This is a genomic window from Thermodesulforhabdus norvegica, assembly GCF_900114975.1.
GTDB lineage: Bacteria > Desulfobacterota > Syntrophobacteria > Syntrophobacterales > Thermodesulforhabdaceae > Thermodesulforhabdus > Thermodesulforhabdus norvegica.
Map to the genome: position 1 here is coordinate 581,892 of NZ_FOUU01000001.1, position 19,147 is coordinate 601,038.

The 19,147-nt window shown below is 48.6% G+C and carries 21 protein-coding genes; 14 read left to right on the plus strand and 7 right to left on the minus strand.

Going from position 1 to position 19,147, the window contains the following annotated elements:
- Positions 1–10 precede the first annotated feature (10 nt).
- The 8 genes from BM091_RS02835 to BM091_RS02870 are packed head-to-tail and all read left to right on the plus strand — an operon-like array spanning position 11 to position 8,084.
- Positions 11–2,149 carry a chemotaxis protein CheA gene (locus BM091_RS02835; RefSeq protein WP_093393315.1) on the plus strand — a complete coding sequence of 713 codons (2,139 nt, stop codon included), beginning with the start codon at positions 11–13 and terminating at the stop codon, positions 2,147–2,149.
- A 27-nt stretch (positions 2,150–2,176) separates the two neighbouring features.
- On the plus strand, positions 2,177–3,463 hold the full coding sequence (locus tag BM091_RS02840; protein ID WP_245735246.1) for a protein phosphatase CheZ: 1,287 nt from the start codon (positions 2,177–2,179) through the stop codon (positions 3,461–3,463).
- A 2-nt stretch (positions 3,464–3,465) separates the two neighbouring features.
- Positions 3,466–4,068 (plus strand): RlmE family RNA methyltransferase, encoded by a 603-nt coding sequence (locus BM091_RS02845; RefSeq protein WP_093393317.1) that lies wholly within the window; start codon positions 3,466–3,468, stop codon positions 4,066–4,068.
- Positions 4,069–4,071: 3 nt separating this feature from the next.
- Positions 4,072–4,824 (plus strand): YebC/PmpR family DNA-binding transcriptional regulator, encoded by a 753-nt coding sequence (locus BM091_RS02850; protein WP_093393319.1) that lies wholly within the window; start codon positions 4,072–4,074, stop codon positions 4,822–4,824.
- Complete coding sequence (gene ruvC, locus BM091_RS02855) at positions 4,824–5,327, plus strand: crossover junction endodeoxyribonuclease RuvC (RefSeq protein WP_177193497.1); 504 nt, start codon at positions 4,824–4,826, stop codon at positions 5,325–5,327. Before BM091_RS02850 ends, ruvC begins: the two co-directional genes overlap by 1 nt.
- Entirely contained in the window at positions 5,324–5,920 is a 597-nt protein-coding gene (gene ruvA, locus BM091_RS02860; RefSeq protein WP_093393320.1) for a Holliday junction branch migration protein RuvA, read from the plus strand. The genes ruvC and ruvA overlap by 4 nt, the downstream gene beginning before the upstream one ends.
- A 9-nt stretch (positions 5,921–5,929) precedes the next feature.
- Positions 5,930–6,949 (plus strand): Holliday junction branch migration DNA helicase RuvB, encoded by a 1,020-nt coding sequence (gene ruvB, locus BM091_RS02865; RefSeq protein ID WP_093393322.1) that lies wholly within the window; start codon positions 5,930–5,932, stop codon positions 6,947–6,949.
- A 22-nt stretch (positions 6,950–6,971) separates the two neighbouring features.
- Positions 6,972–8,084, plus strand: coding sequence for a CDP-alcohol phosphatidyltransferase family protein (locus BM091_RS02870; RefSeq protein ID WP_093393323.1), 1,113 nt, complete (start codon positions 6,972–6,974; stop codon positions 8,082–8,084).
- Positions 8,085–8,145: 61 nt separating this feature from the next.
- Here BM091_RS02870 and folD read toward each other — a convergent pair whose 3' ends face one another.
- Both folD and BM091_RS02880 read right to left on the minus strand, forming a co-directional pair.
- Entirely contained in the window at positions 8,146–9,036 is an 891-nt protein-coding gene (gene folD / locus BM091_RS02875) for a bifunctional methylenetetrahydrofolate dehydrogenase/methenyltetrahydrofolate cyclohydrolase FolD (protein WP_093393324.1), read from the minus strand.
- 75 nt (positions 9,037–9,111) lie between these two features.
- Positions 9,112–10,875 (minus strand): formate--tetrahydrofolate ligase, encoded by a 1,764-nt coding sequence (locus BM091_RS02880; protein WP_093393326.1) that lies wholly within the window; start codon positions 10,873–10,875, stop codon positions 9,112–9,114.
- A gap of 507 nt (positions 10,876–11,382) precedes the next feature.
- Here BM091_RS02880 and dnaN point away from each other — a divergent pair.
- Complete coding sequence (gene dnaN / locus BM091_RS02885) at positions 11,383–12,489, plus strand: DNA polymerase III subunit beta (protein ID WP_177193498.1); 1,107 nt, start codon at positions 11,383–11,385, stop codon at positions 12,487–12,489.
- On the opposite strand, the gene BM091_RS02890 is transcribed toward dnaN, so the two are convergent.
- A complete protein-coding gene (locus BM091_RS02890; RefSeq protein WP_093393329.1) occupies positions 12,453–12,869 on the minus strand; it encodes a RidA family protein in 417 nt (138 codons plus the stop codon). The genes dnaN and BM091_RS02890 overlap by 37 nt on opposite strands.
- Before the next feature lie 194 nt (positions 12,870–13,063).
- On the opposite strand from BM091_RS02890, the gene BM091_RS02895 reads away from it, so the two are divergent.
- From BM091_RS02895 to BM091_RS02905, 3 genes are read left to right on the plus strand one after another with little or no spacing between them, the layout of a single operon-like run.
- Entirely contained in the window at positions 13,064–13,498 is a 435-nt protein-coding gene (locus BM091_RS02895; protein WP_093393527.1) for a hydrogenase iron-sulfur subunit, read from the plus strand.
- A 15-nt stretch (positions 13,499–13,513) separates the two neighbouring features.
- Positions 13,514–14,185 carry a methylenetetrahydrofolate reductase C-terminal domain-containing protein gene (locus BM091_RS02900; protein WP_093393330.1) on the plus strand — a complete coding sequence of 224 codons (672 nt, stop codon included), beginning with the start codon at positions 13,514–13,516 and terminating at the stop codon, positions 14,183–14,185.
- Positions 14,182–15,108, plus strand: a complete 927-nt coding sequence (locus BM091_RS02905) for a methylenetetrahydrofolate reductase (protein WP_093393332.1) — start codon at positions 14,182–14,184, stop codon at positions 15,106–15,108. Before BM091_RS02900 ends, BM091_RS02905 begins: the two co-directional genes overlap by 4 nt.
- Before the next feature lie 39 nt (positions 15,109–15,147).
- Here BM091_RS02905 and BM091_RS02910 read toward each other — a convergent pair whose 3' ends face one another.
- Genes BM091_RS02910 through BM091_RS02920 form a run of 3 tightly spaced genes read right to left on the minus strand, consistent with a single transcriptional unit; the run spans position 15,148 to position 17,379 of the window.
- Positions 15,148–16,215 (minus strand): potassium channel family protein, encoded by a 1,068-nt coding sequence (locus tag BM091_RS02910; RefSeq protein WP_093393333.1) that lies wholly within the window; start codon positions 16,213–16,215, stop codon positions 15,148–15,150.
- Positions 16,216–16,218: 3 nt separating this feature from the next.
- Complete coding sequence (locus tag BM091_RS02915) at positions 16,219–16,695, minus strand: hypothetical protein (protein ID WP_093393334.1); 477 nt, start codon at positions 16,693–16,695, stop codon at positions 16,219–16,221.
- Between the two features lie 42 nt (positions 16,696–16,737).
- A complete protein-coding gene (locus tag BM091_RS02920; protein ID WP_093393335.1) occupies positions 16,738–17,379 on the minus strand; it encodes an RluA family pseudouridine synthase in 642 nt (213 codons plus the stop codon).
- 56 nt (positions 17,380–17,435) lie between these two features.
- Between BM091_RS02920 and BM091_RS02925 the strand changes: the two genes are divergently transcribed.
- Positions 17,436–18,050: a CvpA family protein gene (locus BM091_RS02925; protein ID WP_093393336.1), complete on the plus strand. Its 615-nt coding sequence runs from the start codon at positions 17,436–17,438 to the stop codon at positions 18,048–18,050.
- On the plus strand, positions 18,047–18,691 hold the full coding sequence (locus BM091_RS02930; RefSeq protein WP_093393338.1) for a MazG family protein: 645 nt from the start codon (positions 18,047–18,049) through the stop codon (positions 18,689–18,691). The genes BM091_RS02925 and BM091_RS02930 overlap by 4 nt, the downstream gene beginning before the upstream one ends.
- Before the next feature lie 8 nt (positions 18,692–18,699).
- Here BM091_RS02930 and BM091_RS13830 read toward each other — a convergent pair whose 3' ends face one another.
- Entirely contained in the window at positions 18,700–19,143 is a 444-nt protein-coding gene (locus BM091_RS13830; protein ID WP_177193499.1) for an archease, read from the minus strand.
- Positions 19,144–19,147: the final 4 nt, after the last annotated feature.

Consider the following 19,147-nt stretch of genomic DNA (forward strand, 5'->3'; position numbering starts at 1 on the left):
AGTGATTGTAATGGAAAAGAAACAGGAAATACTGGAAAAGCTTTCCCGAGGCGTCATAGCCTCCCCCGATGATCTGATAGGTATGGGAGAATGCTTAAATCTCCTGGACGAACTGGAAAACCTGGAGCTAACCTCTTCGGAAAGGGAAATTATTTCGGAACTCCGGGGTGTCCTGAAACGATTGATTCTTGAAGATTCTTCCAACGTCGAAAAGGACTGGCAGGAGATAAAAACTCTTATAAACAAGCTGTCGGGTGAAACGCCCCCCGAAAAGATCACAACCGGTAAAGTGGAAGAAACCCCATCGGAGGCTCTATCGGAAACTCATACATCGGAGCAGGCACAGGAAGAAGCACTGTCGGTGGTTACGACGCCGGTGGACGATCCCGAGCTTCTGAAGGACTTTCTTGAGGAAGCGAGAGAGCACCTGAACGAAATCGAAATAAATATGATCACCCTCGAAGAAAACCCAGAAGATCGTGAAGTTGTAAACGCCATATTCAGGCCCTTCCACAGCATCAAAGGCGTAGCGGGTTTTCTAAACCTGAAGGACATCCACGAACTCAGTCATGAAGTGGAAAATCTTTTAGACGGGGCAAGATCCGGCAACTATCCCGTAACCGAAGCTATCATAGACATTGTTCTGCAATCCGTGGACATACTGAAAGAACAGCTCGCTCTTATCGAAGAAGGTCTTAAAGCGGGGGAAATCCAGATCTCGGGAGACCCAAAGCTACACAGACTCCTGAAATACATTCGAAATTTCGATCCCACAAAAGAAGCTCCGCCTGTAACCGTTCCACCTGTGGGAAAGATTCTGGCTGAAAGGGGCGCCGTTGAAGAGGAAGAGGTGGAGGAAGCGGCAGAGGAAGCCAAAAAGGAAGGTAAAAAATTAGGTGAGAAGCTCATTGAAAAAGGGCTTGTTACCCCCAAAGATGTTGCCGGCGCCCTCAGAGAACAGCGAAAGCTCAAGGATACTTCATCTTCCATAAGGGTGGATACGGCAAAACTGGACAATTTGGTGGACATGATCGGTGAGCTCGTAATAGCTCAGTCCATGGTACTTCAAAATCCGGAAGTGCAGAAAATCAAGAGTCAGAAATTTCAGAAAGACATAGTTCAGCTCAGGAGAATCACGGGAGAGCTCCAGCGGATAAGCACATCCTTGAGGATGATTCCCATAAAGAGCACGTTCCAGAAGATGATCCGGCTGGTAAGGGATCTTTCCCGCAAATCCGGTAAAGAAGTCGTTCTAAAAATGTACGGGGAAGAGACAGAAATCGACCGCAATATGGTCGACCAGATTTACGAGCCTCTGGTTCACATGATCCGAAATGCCATAGATCACGGAATTGAACCACCTGATGAGCGTGTGAAAACGGGCAAACCCGCTCACGGTACGATAATCCTTTCGGCCGAGCAAAAAAGCGGAAATATTGTCATCGACATCAAGGACGACGGCAGAGGACTGGATGCAGCAAAAATAAGAAAGAAGGCCATTGAAAGGGGCCTTATTTCTCCGGATGATCAGCTTGACGAGGAAGAAATCTTCCAGCTAATCTTCCAGCCCGGTTTTTCCACCAAGGAAACCGTCACGGATGTTTCGGGCCGCGGCGTCGGAATGGACGTTGTAAAAAAATGCGTCGAGAGCCTCAGGGGCAAAATAGAAGTTAACAGTACTCCCGGCAAAGGCTCTCACTTCCAGTTAAAACTGCCTCTGACAATGGCAATAATTGACGGTATGATCATACAGGTTGGAAACGAAAGATACGTCGTCCCGACCATATCCCTTAAAGAATCCTTAAGACCCGATCAGAAAGATTACTGCACCGTTCAGGGGCGCGGTGAAATGATTAATGTCCGGGGTACTCTTATGCCCCTCATAAGGCTCTATGAACTCTTCGACGTAGAGCCCAAATTTCGCAACCCCTGGGAAGCACTTCTACTGGTTGTAAACGAAGACGGTCGTAATTACTGCCTTCTTGCCGATGAAATTCTCGGGCGTCAGGAAGTGGTTATAAAAAGCCTGGGCAGCATCGCGAAAAACGTGGCCGGTATTTCCGGTGGTGCCATTATGGGAGACGGAAAAGTTGCGCTGATCTTAGACGTTAAAGGAATCGTGTCCGTGTACGAAGGCAAACAAAAATAGGGGCTAGGAGGGCTCTTGGTGACCGGTATGGACGAGATCTGTGAATTGATAGAAGAAATAGAAAAGAACCTTGCAGAAAAAGCGGATACCGATTTGATCCACGACACAATAAGAAAACTGAAAAGGTCGGAAGAATTATCCGCAGAACTCGGCATGGTGAAGCTGAACTCCTGTGCTTCTGCTTTGAGAAGATTCATTCAGGAACAGGGCGATGCAAACCCGGAAGCATTTCAGGTTGCACAGTTCTGCGTGGCAAGCCTGAAAGAGGAGATTCTGAAAGGAAACAAGGACGTTACCGATAATCTCGTGACGGAAGTTTTCACCCTTTTGGGCATGGATAAAGCTGAAGAATCCGACAGGGCCGACGAATCAATTATCGACGACATAATAGAATCGTCTTCGCCTGCAGAGGCCGTTGATCTTTCCCGCCTTAGAGAGATCTTAGAAAGGGGTGGTGCCGAACTGGTGGAACCCGAAGAGGGGTCGCCTTATTTTGCAATACGCTTCCCGCTAAGGGAATCGGAGGTCAAAAGGCTGGAACGCATTTTCGGCATGTCTGACCCGGGAGAAAACATGAACGGCGAGTTTTCAGATCCGGCGATGAAAGAGCTCTTTTTAACACTCAAAGAATTCATGATCGCTTTCTCACAGGGTGATCTGGAGCTTGCCGGAGAAACCCTTAACAGGCTATCCCGGAACCAGGGACAACACGAACTTTACAACGAACTGGGAAGTATTGCACGAAAGCTTCACGAAGCACTGAAAAACCTCGGAGCGGCTTTAGATCCTCAGATAAAAGAGTTCGTAGAGGATAAGCTTCCAGATTCGGGTCACAGGCTGGAACATATTTTAAAAATCACCGAAAATGCGGCAAATATTACGCTTGACCGACTTGAAAACCTTCAATCTCGCAGATCCTCGGTGGATAAGGTAATCAAGGAACTGGAAGAGGCAATCCTCTTTCTCTATCCGCTTGGAGAAAAGGCAGAATCACAGCTTGAAGGCATTCGCATGAGAATCGAAAAAATAAAAGATCTTCTGGGCGAAGACCGAGAAGACTTTACCCAGATTCTTACGGCTCAGGATTTTCAGGACCTCACGGGCCAGATCATAATGAAGGTTATGAACCTTCTCACAGAACTGGAACAGAAACTGGTGGAACTGGTCGAAACCTTTGGAATAAGAATAAAGGGAAGGTCTAAAAAAGAAAAAGACAGAACCGACGAACTTTACGGACCCGCTCACGAGAAGAAAGAGGGTGCTTTAAGGTCTCAGGACGAGGTGGACGCCCTTCTGGCCGAATTCGGATTCTGAAAATGGCTCAACCCAGATATCAGGACCATTTTTTCAAGCGGGCAAAACAGGAAGGTTACTTCAGCCGGGCGGTATATAAGCTGATCGAAATAGATAAGAAATACGGGCTCATCCGAAAGGGGATGAGGGTTCTGGACCTGGGAGCCGCACCGGGATCCTGGCTTCAGTGGACTTCCAGGAGAGTAGGCTCTTCGGGTCTTGTCGTTGGAGTTGACCTTCAGCCCGTATCGGGCAATTTTCCGGAAAACACCATATTCGTAACCGGCGATGTTATGGATGACAGTTTAATAAACAACATAATCGAAAGGTGGGCACCTTTTGACATCGTGCTCAGCGACATGGCCCCCTTCACGACGGGAAATAAGTATGCCGACAGTGCCAGGTCGGCCCTTTTAGCCGAGCGGGCTATTGAGGTGGCCCGGCTTGCTCTGGGACAGGGCGGCCACATTCTTTTAAAGATCTTCCAGGGAAGCGATTTTCCTGCTATTCTTTCCATACTGAAAAAAGAATTTGCTTCGGTAAAAACCGTTAAGCCGAAGGCTTCCAGGAAGGAGAGCAAGGAAGTTTACATTCTGGGTATGAAGAAAATCATCCGGGAGGTTTGATCTATGGCCGGCCATTCCAAGTGGGCCAATATACGGCATAAGAAAGCTGCACAGGATGCAAAAAGGGGAAAGATCTTTACCAAGCTGATAAGAGAAATCATGGTAGCTGCCCGTCTCGGCGGCGGCAACCCCGATGCAAATCCCAGATTACGTGCCGCAATCGCCGCCGCCAAGGCCGAAAATATGCCTAAAGAAAACATAGAAAGGGCAATCAAAAAAGGCACCGGGGAACTGGAAGGAGAGAGCTACGAGGAGATTACCTGCGAAGGCTATGCGCCGGGCGGCGTTGCCGTTCTCGTCGAAGCCATGACCGACAACCGCAACAGGACCATCAGTGAGATAAGACACATCTTTACAAGGAATGGCGGTAATTTGGGAGAAGCAGGCTGTGTTGCCTGGATGTTCCACAAGAATGGCTTGATAGTCTTCGACAAGGGGAAATACTCTGAAGAGGAGCTCATGGAGGTTGCCCTGGAAGCCGGAGCAGAGGATGTGAAGGATCAGGGTGATCAGTACGAGGTTATAACCGATCCGGCGGATTTCCTTCAGGTCAAGCAGGCTTTTGACGAGCGGGGTATGGCCTATGACATGGCAGAGATCACGATGATACCTCAAACCACGGTAAGGGTCGAAGATCCAAAACAGGCACAGCAGGTACTCCGTCTGATGGAGCTTCTGGAAGATCACGATGACGTGCAGAAGGCTTATGCCAATTTCGATATTCCCGACGAGCTTCTTCAGTCGGTTTCGGCATGATGGAAAGGAAGCGTATTATCGGTGTCGATCCCGGGTCTCTCCACACCGGTTACGGGATTGTGGAATCGGGAAAGGGAGGTCTGATCAGGGTGCTTATCAGTGGTACGATACATCTTTCACCCAGAAAACCCTTTACCGAAAGACTGGGATTAATCTTCCGGGAGCTTGTAAAAATCATAAAAGAATTCAGGCCCTGTGGTATGGCCATCGAAGATGTCTTCTGCGCAGCAAATCCTAAAACGGCTCTGAAGCTGGGGCAGGCCCGGGGAGCCGCACTGCTTTCGGCAATAACCGAAGGAATTCCCGTCTACGAGTATTCTCCTCTGGAGATAAAACAGGCAGTAGTTGGCTATGGAAGGGCGAGTAAAAACCAGGTTCACCGAATGATTACGACCCTGCTTGGTTCTCATGTACCCGGAGATTCTCATGCATCAGATGCCCTTGCCGTCGCCCTCTGTCACCTCAACTCGGAAAAGCTTCGTAACCTGAGCAAGGTTAGATGATAGCATACCTCAAGGGCATACTGGCCCATAAAAGCCCGGATTACGTTATCGTAGATGTAAACGGTGTGGGCTACGGTGTTTCCGTATCTTTGAATACCTTTTATCAACTCCCGGATCCCGGAAAGGACGTTTTTCTCCATACCTATACCTATGTACGAGAAGACATATTGCAACTTTTCGGATTCGGCTCTGCAGAAGAAAAACGGCTTTTTCTTGAACTCATAGCGATAGCCGGTGTTGGTCCTCGAGTGGCCCTTCACATTCTTTCGGGTATTTCTCCTCAGGAGCTTCATCAAACGGTTATGGAGCACAACGTTAAACGCCTTCAGAAAATCCCGGGAGTCGGTAAAAAAACGGCCGAAAGGATTCTCTTGGAGTTAAAGCATAAACTAAAGATACCCGAAGACCTTTCATCGGGTCTGTCCGTCTCTTCGGGAAAACCATCCATCACGGAAGACGCCATATCGGCCCTCATGAATCTGGGTTACAAACAGATAGAGGCTCAGAAGGCGGTGTCAAAGGCAGAAAGAAAGCTTGGAAAAGAAGCATCACTGGAAGATTTGCTCAGAGAGGCTCTCAGAGCAATGATATAGGAAAAAGCCATGAAGGATCGAATCGTTACGCCCGAACCCAGACAGGAAGATCTGGTAATAGAATACAACCTCAGGCCAAGAACTCTGGACGAATACATAGGCCAGGAGGAAATAAAAGAATCGCTGAGGATTTTTATCGAAGCGGCAAGACAGAGGGGAGAACCGCTGGATCACGTTCTTCTTCACGGTTACCCTGGCCTTGGGAAGACATCTCTTGCGGCAATCATAAGCCACGAACTGGGAGTAAACCTGAGGACAACATCGGGGCCTGTTATCGAACGTCCGGGTGATCTGGCAGCAATTCTCACCAACCTGGAGCCCAGAGACGTACTTTTCATCGATGAAATTCATCGACTTAATCCCGTAGTGGAAGAGATACTTTATCCCGCAATGGAAGACTTTCAGCTTGATATAATCATAGGGCAGGGGCCTTCGGCCAGGACCATAAGGCTGGATCTTCCGCCTTTTACACTGGTTGGAGCGACAACGAGGACGGGGCTTCTTTCACCGCCGCTGAGGGACAGATTCGGCGTTATGCTCAGGCTTGACTTTTATAAGCCCGAAGAGCTTCAAAAGATCGTTATCAGGTCTGCCCGCATACTCGGCATCTCAATTGACGAAGAAGGCGCCATGGAAATAGCCAGGCGTTCCAGAGGAACCCCCCGGGTGGCCAACAGGTTGCTTCGCAGAGTCCGTGACTTTGCCCAGGTTCGAGCAGATGGCACAATTACGCTTGATGTGGCCAGAGAAGCTCTGGAGATGCTCGACGTGGACGAAAAAGGCTTCGATTCGATGGACAGAAAAATATTGAAATTCATAATCGAACAATATGACGGGGGCCCGGTGGGTATAGATACTCTTGCGGCGGCCCTTTCTGAAGAAAAAAGCACCCTGGAAGACGTTTACGAACCCTATCTCATTCAACAGGGCTACCTCAAAAAAACCCCACGGGGACGAATGGCAACACGAAAAGCCTTTGAACATCTTGGAATTGAAATAAAAGGCATAAGGCAATTAACCCTGTTCTAGTTACCCTTCACGGCAGGTTCCCATGGCAAAGTGGCAAAACGCAGTAATTCTGCTAAAGCCCGAAGAAACGAAACAGGCGCTGGAAGACCTCTGGTTTGTACCGGGAATCGTTAGAATCTTAGCAAATCTGGGAAAGAAGGGTATTAAAAAGGTTCACATAATAGTTCCCGAAAGCACCACAGACCCGTCCTTTTGTGTAAGCGTAATCAAAAGGGGCAGAGAAATAGAGTATTTCCCATCCTATCGGGTTTCGAGAAAAATGCCTTCGCTGAAAGAGCCCTTTCTTATTGTCTCTGCAAACCATCTCTGGCAGCCGAAATTGATCGAATGGTTTGAAAAAGCCACGGGTTCTCAATACCTCGCTGCTGCCGTGCCAAAAGGTCAATCCACTCCGGTAATTGCGTCGATAATGCCCGGATTTGAGAGAATCCCGGATATTCCGCTTAAACTGGAAATTCCGGACGACATCATTTGCCATACCCTTGAAGAATTCAAAGAAAAACCCGGAAGGCTGATATCCCTCGTGGGGAAACCCACAGATAGGCCTCATGTTGTAGCCGTCAGGCACCTCCTTTTTCCCTTCCTCACTTTATGCGCCAACAAAAAAATTCATCCCAATAAAATAACATGGCTGGGATTTCTGGTTCATCTTGTAGGATGTTTGATTCTGTTAATTCCCGGATATCTAACGGGAATTCTGGCGGCTTCTATTCTGATATTTTCATGGATCCTCGACTGCGCCGACGGAACTCTGGCCCGGTTGACTCACAGGGAAAGCGATGCCGGGCGAATTCTGGATACCCGATTGGGCCATCTATCCAACCTGACCTTCTTTGCGGCTCTGCTCATCAGAACATACCCTCCTGTTTGTTTTTCAAACCTTTTCATAACGATATTGTTAGTTCTGGGTATTGTGGCCGCCGGGTATCTACAGGGCCTTGTGGAAAAGCTACCGGCTTCTGAAAAACGACGCGGGCACGACTTTTTACTCAAGATTAACCATCGAGATTACGCCTTTGTGGTGCTCCTTTTCGCTCTCTTCAATGCTCTTACGGTTTTCGTGTGGATTGCGCTTCTGGGAACCTACTGTTACGCCTTCGGAGAATTACTCACACTGGTGGGTCGGAAAGCCTGAAGAAAAACGGGAGCTCCTGGAAGAGCTCCCGAAAATTTTTCCCGGCCTGAGGAGTCTTTGTTTATTCTTTAATGTTGTGGTGGATTTTGCAGGCTCTCACGGTGTTTTTCATCAGCATCGTGATGGTCATCGGTCCAACACCACCGGGAACAGGGGTAATCATACTGGCAACTTCTTTTGCCTCGTCGAAGGCAACGTCTCCTTTGAGAATCCTCTTACCGTCGGCAGTCCTTCCCACCTCGTTTACTCCAACGTCGATTACTACGGCACCGGGTTTGATCCAGTCACCCTTAACGTATTCCGTTACACCAGCCGCAACTATCAGAATATCCGCACGCTTCGTGTGGAAGGTTACATCCCTGGTACGGGTATGACAGACGGTAACGGTAGCGTTGGCGCCAGGTCCTTTCTGCATGAGCATTACGGCAATCGGTTTACCGACGATGTTGGAACGACCGACTACAACAACCTCCGCACCTGATGTCTCAACACCGGACCTGACGAGTAGCTCCTGAATCCCTGCGGGTGTACAGGGCAGAAAATCGGGCTCCCCGATCATCAGCTTCCCCACATTGAAAGGATGAAATGCATCAACGTCTTTGCTCGGATCGATGGCATAAAGCACTTTCGTTTCGTTTATGTGCTTCGGGAGCGGAAGCTGAACGAGGATGCCGTCGATTTTGGGATCTTTGTTGTACTGATCTATAAGCTTCAACAGCTCATCTTCGGAAATGTCGGCAGGTCGATCGTCCTGAACGGAATAAAAGCCAAGATCATGGGCCGCCTTCTGCTTGGCCCTTACGTAGCTCTGGGAAGCAGGATCCTCGCCAACCAGGATGGTCACAAGACCCGGCGTAACCCCGTATTTTTCCTTTATGTGCTGAACTTCCTGTTTTAACTCCTCTCTGATGGCCTTTGATACTTCCGTGCCTTTTATAAGTTGTGCTGCCATCTTATTTTTCTCCTCCCTGCAAAAAAGATGAAAGGCGAGGCCCTAAAGACCCCGCCCTGCCTTGTTACTCCACGCCTAGAACAGACCCATTACCTTTCCGGTCTTCACATCAACATCGACCCTGCGGAATGCCGGGTTGGAAGAGGTTCCGGGCATAAGGCTTATCGTACCGGCGCATGGACACAGGAACTTTGCACCCGAGTAGATGAGAACATCCCTGATGGGAAGCACCCAGCCTTTGGGAACACCTTTTAGGGTCGGATCGTGAGTGAGGCTCAAATGAGTCTTAACCATCATGGTCATGAAGTCGTCGTACTTGGGATCCGACTCAAGCATCTTTGCCTTAGCTTCGGCTTCCGGAGTCCAGGCAACACCGTCGGCACCGTACACTTCCTTCGCGATGAGCTCAACGCGTTCTCTTAGTTTCATTTCAAGCGGGTAGAGATACTTGAAATCGGTTGGCTTTTCACAGGCTTCAATCACGGCATCGGCAAGCTCCAGAGCACCTTCGCCACCCTTGAGCCAATGTTCGGATACGGCGCAAAGAGCTCCCGCCTCCTCGGCAGCTTTGCGAACCAGCTTAATTTCCTCATCGGTATCCGTGTAGAATTTATTGATGCAAACAACAGGATTCATACCAGATTTGCGGATTATGTTAATATGATGCACCATATTGGGGATGCCTTTTTCGACAAGCTCAAGGTTTTCCTTCTTGTATTCCTCAGGAAGCGGCAGACCGGGAACGACCTTGGGGCCTCCACCGTGCATCTTGAGCGCCCGGATCGTCGTAGTCAGAACGGACACATGAGGCTTGAGACCGCTGAGGCGGCATTTTACGTTCCAGAACTTCTCAAAACCGATGTCGGCACCGAATCCGCTTTCCGTTACATGGTAGTCAAAAAGCTTCAGACCAACACGGTCGCCGATAATTGAGGACTGTCCTACGGCAATGTTCGCAAAGGGGCCTGCATGAACCATTACGGGCTGATATTCAACGGTGCAGCAGAGGGTCGGGTTGATGGTGTTTCTCATCCAGGCGCACATGGCACCACCAACCTCAAGATCTTTGGTGTAGATGGGTTTACCGGTTTTGTCGAAGGCAAGGGTTATTTCATCAAGACGCTTTCTCAGGTCGGCAAGGTCCGTCACTATTGAAAGAATGGCCATGAGTTCCGAGCTAACGGCAATCCCGAACTTGGACTGCATCATGTAGCCGTCATAACGACCACCTATACCGATTATGATGTTTCTGAGAGCCTGAGCGCAGAAGTCAATTACCCAGCCGAACTCAACACGGGTGGGATCGACATCCAGGCGGCGCATACCGGTAAGTCTCTGGAGCTGCTCATCGGTATAATTCCGCTCATGCTGCATACGGGCCGTAAGAGCAACCATTGCCAGGTTGTGAGCATTCATGATGTCGTTTATGTCGCCAGTGAGGCCCATAGAGAATTCAGTCATGGGGATCAGCAGAGCATTCCCGCCGCCCGCTGCGGTTCCTTTAATGTTCATCGTGGGACCGCCGGAGGGCTGACGGAGACATCCTCCGACATTCTTTCCGCGTTTTCCCAGACCTTCGATCAAGCCCAGTGAAGTGGTGCTCTTTCCTTCTCCAAGAGGAGTCGGAGTAATGGCCGTGACTTCGATGTATTTTCCGTCAGGCTTATCCTTCAGGCGTTCGATAATTTTCATAAAATCGAGCTTGCACACCCTGCCCATGGGAATGATTTCATCTTTCTGGAGCCCCAGGCGGTCAACCCACTCTTCCGGTTTGGGCATGTTCTTCTCGGCTTCCTCCGCAATCTGCCAATCGGCAAGCTTGGTCGGATCGTACGGCATAACATCCTCCTACTACTTTCTTCCTGAGGTTAGCTCACTTCCCCCCTTGCTCAAAGAGGACCAAACAACCCAAACTTACAAAATTCCCAAATTTCCAATTTCTTACGACGCTTTCTTCAGCGACACGATAAAAATTTCACATTTTGCGGCAGTCTAAACAGGAAGAAGCCAATTGTCAAGAATAACCGAAAAAATCGGATCATAGTAATCTTTATCACAAAATGACACGTAATCGAGTCCTTCACCACCGCAGGGCCCCGTGTTGAAAAATCTGTCAAAAAAGTGTCGAAAACCTGTCCAATTTCCTGTAGATTATACAAAAAACAACGGCATCTCAAGAGCTCTGTCCAAAAGTTGAAAGACTGTCGAAAAGGCTGTTGAAAATCTATAAAAGAAAAATCAAACGGTTAGTTCCGTTTTCAACATATCAACATGCTTCTTGTGGTGATTATCTCTCTTGTGCATAATACAACCACAATAACAAGAAAGCAGACGAGGAGTAGCAGGATGAGAATAGAAATCGAAAAATCTCCGATGGTCCGGGCACTTTCGCTCCTTCAATCGGTAACGGAAAAAAAGAGCATTCCTTACCTGTCCCATGTGCTTCTTAAAGCGGAAAACAAAAAGATTACCGTTAGCGCTACGGATCTGGATATCTTTATGGAAATTACGCTGGATGCCGACGTATCGTCGGAGGGATCGATAACGGCGCCGGCCAGAAAACTCCTTGAGGTGGTTAAAGAATTTCCGGAAGACCTGCTTGAATTGAGCACAGAGGGACGGGAGCGCCTTGTAATTTCGACAGACAAAGCGGTATTTAACCTGCCCAGCCTGGATCCGGAGGACTTTCCATCCATGATTGTCCCCCAAGAGGCCGAGTATATGCCTGTAAATCGCGATGCAATGTTAAAGGTTTTTCAAAAAACTTCCTACGCAATACCACCTACCGAAAACCCTATAGGAGGCCCCGGGTTATACTGGGTTAGAGTAGGAGAAAACCTTCACAGGTTTGTTGCCTGCGACATTCACAGACTGGCAGCAGTTGAACTTACCGATGAGGAACTCGGTGTTGGCCATATAAAAACAGATGTTTTCATCCCCAAAAAGGGCGTGATAGAGCTTGCGAAGTTTCTGGAGGAAAACGAAAGGGTGGAAATCTTCGTAACAGAGCAGGCTCTTTACGCAAAAAGCGAAACCATGTCCTTCAGTACTCGTCTGCTGGAAGAAACCTTTTCGGTTTACGAGACCATAATTCCCTCCAAAAGGGCCGATAGTGTGCTGATACCCATGGAAGCCCTGCGCCAGGTCCTTAAGCGCATGGCCATATTTACGGATCAGACCTGGCGGCACGTGAAGTTTTCACTTCAGAACGGTGAGCTTGAAGTTACTGCGGGTAGCCCGGAAATAGGAATCGGTCGTGAAATCATAAATGTCGAATATTCCGGAGAACCCGTGACCATGGCATTTAACCTCCGCTACGTACTCGATGCCATAGGCGTAATACGGTCCGATCATGTACGCTTCGAATGGACCGACGACCTGATCGGAGGCCTTTTTCTGGATCCCGACGATTCCTCCTACGTGTCCTTCATTATGCCCCTGGTGTTAGACTGATGCGGATGAAAGGCAATAGCCTCAATTTCGACTTTGGCGTTGAGTGGAAGGCCGGATACGGCAACACAGGACCTGGCAGGAGGCGTTGCCGGAAAGAACTTTGCGTAAACTTCGTTGACCTGAGAAAAATCGTTCATGTCCCGGAGGAAAACGGTAACCTTCACAACACTGGACAGGGACAGACCTTCTGCCCGTAAAAGGGCTTCGATGTTTTTCAATGCCTGCTCCGTTTGATCCTTGACGTCTTCGGAGATTAGCTTTCCTGTGCGGGGGTTTAGGCCAATCTGGCCGGAAAGAAAAACCATATCGTTCACACGAATTGCCTGAGAATAGGGCCCTACGGGAGCCGGAGCATCTTCTGATAGGATTACCCTTATCATTTCTCCCTCCGCCAATTGGTGAAGGCTATCACAATTAGATTTGCCGAAACTCCCACAAGAAAGGATTTGACAATAATATGTACTTCCTTTATGTGCAAGACTGTAAGCAGGGCTGTGGTCATGTGAAAAAGTTCGTGAGGCTTCGGAGAGCTCCTTTTTCATGGACTGGTTTGGTCTTCGGGATTTCTGACGAGATGGAAGAAGCCTACCGATCAGAAGAACCTGAGATAGTAGCCTTCTGCTGTATGTATTGTGCTTATGCCGCTGCGGATATGGCCGGGTCTATGCGACTTAATTATCCTTCTAATGTCAAGATCATCCTGGTTCCCTGTACCGGTCGGGTCGAAGTCGATCACATACTTGAAGCCTTTGATAAGGGAGCTGATGGGGTCTATGTAGCAGGGTGCGAGGAAGGGTCCTGTCATTTCGAACGGGGAAATATCAGAGCAAAGCGCAGGGTTGAATATGTGAAAAAGATCCTGGAAGAGCTTGGCCTGGAGCCCGAGCGCGTTGAGATGTTTCACATAAGTGCGTCTCAAGGGCACCTTTTTGCAAAGGTTGCCGGTGAAATGACAGAGCGTATCCGTAAGGTTGGAATATTAGGATGGAATAAGTCTCACAAAGGCTAGGGGAGGAATCCTGGTATGGTTGTTGCCGAAAGAAAACCCATAAAAGAAATCCTGGAGATGATGGCTGGCTACAAGAAGATTCTTCTTGTAGGATGCAAGGGTTGTGTTACCGTGTGTTGTGCCGGGGGAACCAAAGAGGTCGGAATTCTTGCGTCGGCCCTCCGAATCGCACGCAAAAAAGATGGTAACCCTATAGAAATTGTTGAATACACTCTGGAACGCCAGTGTGACCCCGAGTACATCGAGCAGGTATCTTCCATAGTCGAGGGAGACGGAGTTGAAGCCATTCTTTCGATGGCCTGCAGCGTGGGACCTCAGTACATGGCAAAACGTTATGCCGTGCCGGTGTATCCCGCTTTGAACACTACTTTTATTGGCGGTTCCCTTGAACACGGAGTATGGGCTGAATTCTGCCAGGCCTGTGGAAATTGCGTGATTCATCATTTCGGGGGAATATGTCCCGTTTCCCGGTGTTCGAAAAGTCTTTTTAACGGCCCCTGTGGTGGTTCTGCCGGTGGCAAGTGTGAAATAAGCAAAGAAGTTGATTGCGCATGGCATCTTATTTACGAGCGAATGAAAGCACTTGGTCGTCTTGACGATATGGCCAAAATTTTCCCGATTAAAGATTGGTCAACCAGCAGAGACGGTGGACCCAGAAAGGTGGTCAGGGAGGATATGAGACTATGAAAGCCGGGAGTAGATTGGAAAAAATTCTTTCAAGTGGGCAGTTTGCGGTAACGGGTGAGCTCGGCCCTCCCAGAGGAGCCGACGTTGAGGTTATAAAGAAAAAAGCAGAACATCTTCGAGGTATGGTGGATTCCGTGAATGTAACGGACAATCAGACGTCCGTTGTTCGTATGTGCAGTATGGCGGTGTGCAAGCTGTTGCTTGAAATGGGACTTGAGCCAAACCTTCAGATGACCTGCCGTGACCGCAATCGCATAGCCATACAGAGTGATCTTCTCGGAGCCTATGCACTGGGTATAAGAAACGTTCTCTGCCTTTCGGGGGATCACAACAAGTTCGGAGACCATCCCCAGGCGAAAAATGTCTTCGACCTCGACTCGATTCAGCTTATTCAGACTGTAAAACAAATGAGGGACGAAGGGAAGCTTTTGAGCGGGCAGGAATGCGAGGGAGTTCCCAAGTTTTTCATAGGAGCAGCTGCCAATCCCTTTGGAGATCCTTTTGATTTCAGGCCTATAAGGCTGGCTAAAAAGGTCCAGGCCGGTGTGGATTTCATCCAGACTCAGTGCATTTACAACATGGAAAAATTCAGGGAATACATGAAGCGCGTGGTCGATATGGGATTGGCGGAAAAGTGCTATATCCTTGCCGGAATAACCCCGCTTAAGTCTCTGGGTATGGCCCGCTACATGGCCAATTTTGTTCCCGGTCTTGATGTACCCGATTATTATCTCAAAAGGCTTGCCGGTGTGGAAAAGAAAAAGCAGGCAGAAGAGGGTATAAAGATTGCCGTAGAACAGATTCAGCAGGTTCGGGAAATCGAAGGTGTTGCGGGAATCCATCTAATGGCCATAGAATGGGAGCACAGAGTTCCCGACATTATCAAAGCGGCGGGCCTTTATCCACGTCCGGAAGTAAACTAATCTACCCGGGCAAAAAGCGGGAAGGAATCCTTCCCGCTTTTACTCTCCCAACTTTACGTGACCACAGGAGCAAATACCCGCGGTGCTCGCTCCTCCTGAAACGTCCAGAGCAAATTTTTCCAGGTTGTTTCTTGGGCCGATGGCTACCAGGATATCTCCCTCCTGAAGTACCTCTTTGGGAGAAGGATTGTATATCATCACGCCGCTGGAACGTTTTATGGCCACGATTATCAAATTATAGGTACTTCTTATCTGCGACTCTATAAGATCTTTTCCTATAAGGCGGCATCCCGGCACGAGTGTAATTTCTTCCATGCTGAGTTCCATGCCTTCTCCGGAAAGGGCAAGCTCCAGGAAGTCGGTTACCGTTGGGCGCAAAATGTTGGAAGCTATTCTTCTTGCGCCGCTTACATAAGGAGAAACGACGCGGTTTGCTCCGGCTTTGAGCAGGCGTTTTTCCGCACCCGCCGTTCCCGCGCGGGCACAAATAAAGAGGTCCCTGTTGAGGTCTCTTGCCGTAAGGACGATAAAAACATTGTCGGTATCTCTCGCCACAACGGCAACGAGCCCCTTAGCCCTTTTTACCCCGGCCATAATCAAAATCTCTTCTTCCGTAGCGTCGCCTATCAGGTAGGGAATGTTTTTCTCGGCAAGCTTTACCGCTTCGTCTTCTGATTGCTCTATAACGACTACGGGAACCTTTCGCTGCACGAGCTCGTCAACAACGATCTTTCCCATCTGACCATACCCGCAGATTATGTAATGGTCGTGCATTTCATCGAGTTTTCTTTTCACGCGACGCCTCCGATAAAGCTGAACAAATTGACCGTCCAGTAAGAACTCGCCGATATAAGCTACCTGAGACAGGACGAAGGCCATGCCTACGAAAATTAAAATGATCGTAAAAATTCTGCCCGCTTCGTCAAGGGGTCTGACCTCGCTGAACCCTATAGTTGTCAGGGTTATGACGGTCATGTAAAGAGCCTCAAGGAATGTAAACCCCTCGAGGCTAATATAACCAATGGTCCCGAAAAGGATTATGGATAGAGTCGCAAGAGTTGCAAAAATGAGTCTGTTTTTTACACTTTTGGGAATGTATTCAGCCATAAATCATGACGAAATAAATGTTCTTGCACGAATTCCCGCCTCTTTTAGATCTATCAGTACGGGCTTCCAGGTGTTACTGTATCGATCTGCCCGCGCATCTAACAGGTATGTTCTGCCGGGCAGGACTTCGATCTGCACCGTCATCTTCCTTCTGGTGCAATAATCCCCAACATCGTGAATGGCACAATCCATAGAAACCTCAATCGTGTGTTTTCCGGGATACATTTCTATTTCCTGGATGACTCTTCCGTTCTGAAGATAAGTCGGCACTTTTTTTCCGTCCACTGAAAGGACATAAACTCCCGTCGTATCACAGGCCGACTTCTTAAGAGGATATTCATCGGGAACCAGATTTGTTATAATGCTTATGTATTCTCTGGGAAAGGGACCGCCTGTATAGGCTTTCCCGTGGTAATAACAACCTGCCAGCACAAAAAGAGTAATTAACCAGAGTGTCAGAGCAACACTTCTTTTCATCATAACAGCGTCCTCCCTGAAGTTACGTGAGAGACAAACCCTTACCTATAGATACCGTAAAATAGCACGGAACTCAGGGGGAACGGAAGATTTAAAAGAATAAAAATCCTGCCCCTGAGGTTTTGGCAGTTTCAGTCTCATGCAGTGAAGATAGGTTCTATCGTGGATTAAAGCGGTCGCTCTTTCTCCATACATTTTGTCGCCTACTACGGGATGGCCTATGTGGTAGAGGTGGACTCTTAGCTGATGAGGGCGACCGGTTGTCGGAAAAAGCGCCATCATCGTACATTCCCTTCCGTAGGCCAGTACTTTGAAATGGGTAACGCTTCGTTTACCTCTGTTAAAGTCCACACCCATTCTGCCCGAGCCAAAGCGTCTTATGGGAGCAGAAATGGTTCCTCTTTTTTGATCGACACGGCCGTGAACAACGGCGATGTAATGCTTATGGACTTTTCTCTCCTCAAATAGTTTATTAAGGTACCGATGAAAGAGCCGGTTCTTTGCAACCAGAAGTACCCCGCTTACGGGCTTGTCGAGGCGATGGACAGCGTACACGGAAGGACCTCGCACCCTGCGAAGTTCTGTGATGATATCCGATCCGTCGGGTTTCCTTTCGGGAATAACGGCAACCCCCGGAGGTTTATCAACGGCAATGATGTTTTCGTCTTCATATATAACTCGAAACATTCGTTCAACCCTGCTATCAATTAGCCTGATATTTTACGCAGGCTTAAGGGATTCTTATGGAGAATATCACAGGATTTATAGGAAGCCTAAGTCAATTTAACGCTCTCGACTACATTTTGCTGGTGATCTCTGTTTTCTTTCTGGTAAGAGGAATCGTAAAAGGCGGTGCCGTTGTGGTTTTGGGCTCTCTGGGCTTTATTCTGGGACTCTGGCTTGGATTGACCTACTACATTCCCTTTGGAAAGATGATCTCCGAAGTCGTGCCGTCCTGGAAGCATACCGGGATTCTTGCTTTTCTTATAATTTTTTTCCTTACCTGGTTTGCCATAGGGGCCGTTGGGCACTGGCTGGCCGGGCTGCTGAAGAAAAGCGGACTCGGGGCTGTTGACAGGGTTCTGGGAGCCTTTGTCGGATTGATCATTGCCCTTATCGTTCAGTCTCTCGTGGTTGCAACCTTTGCACTTTTTCTGCCCAGAGGTCATACGATTATTAAGGAGTCTGTACTTGCAAGGTATAGTCTCCAGGGCGTGGCCCTTATTTACTCTTGCCTTCCCGAGGGTGTAAAAGAAGAACTGGAAAGTCGCCGTCATGTGCTTCAGGATTACTGGAAAGGGCGAAGACGGGGCGAGGCGCCCGACCGAACTTCTGATGTAGAGAGGGGAAAAATATGATTGACGCTTCTGCCTGTGTTCGGCAGCTCTGGGAGATCATAGATCGGCTCCGTGGAGAAAATGGATGTCCCTGGGACAGACAGCAAACTCCTGACACTGTGAAGGAATATATAATCGAAGAAGCTCATGAAGCCGTTGCGGCGGTCAGATCCGGAGACGTTGAGGAAATCAAGGAGGAGCTGGGCGACATTCTTTTTATGGTGCTTTTCATGGTCCATCTGTATCAAGAACAGGGAGACTTTACACTTGGGGATGTCTGCGAAGCCGTAAAGGCCAAAATGATAAGAAGGCATCCTCATGTTTTCGGGACGGTTCAGGTTAATTCGGCCGAAGATGTTAAGGACAACTGGCAAAAGATCAAAAAATCGGAGAAAAAGCATAAAAGCACGGGAATACCGCCCACCCTTCCGGCCCTTCTGAGAGCATACAGGATGCTTTCCAGGGGGCTTTTGCCGGAGAGCAGGTTAACCGAAGAAGAGGTCAGGAGGGAGTTGCTCCGCATTGCAGATGGCCGACCTGCTTCGAAGCCTCTCCTGGCCGATGAATTAGCCCGTTTACTGATATTGCTCGTTCAATGTGGGAGGCTTTACGACATCAAAGCTGAAGATGCTCTTCATAAAGTTCTGGATTTGTATTCCTAAGAAAGGCTTTAAATGTCCACAACCACCGTGGCCTCCCATCCTCTATCCGTTTTCATTAGAGAGAAACGGTGTAGCGTTACCGCTTTTACATCGACGAGAAATTCTCCTCTATAAGCATTAAGATTTTGCCCCAGAAGATTGCAATCCAGGAACCATCCGTCTTTTTCCTGTCTTATTAAAAGATCCCTCGTATCGGTGCCTATCCTCAAAAGCAGGTGTTCGGAGTCTTTTAAGTAGATGATCTCTCTGAGGAGCTGATACAGCAGAAACTCGGGGGATTCTTCCCTTAAAGACAGGTTGCGCTTTTTCTCGGGGTAGATCAGGTCGGGATCACTTACCATAACCCCGAGAAGAGCGTCCACAGCACTTCTAAATAGCTCTTCCATCGCGTTGCCCCAGGCTCTGAATGCCTGATCCGCCGGAGCCCAATCTTCGATGTACTCGTAAGGCAAGGAC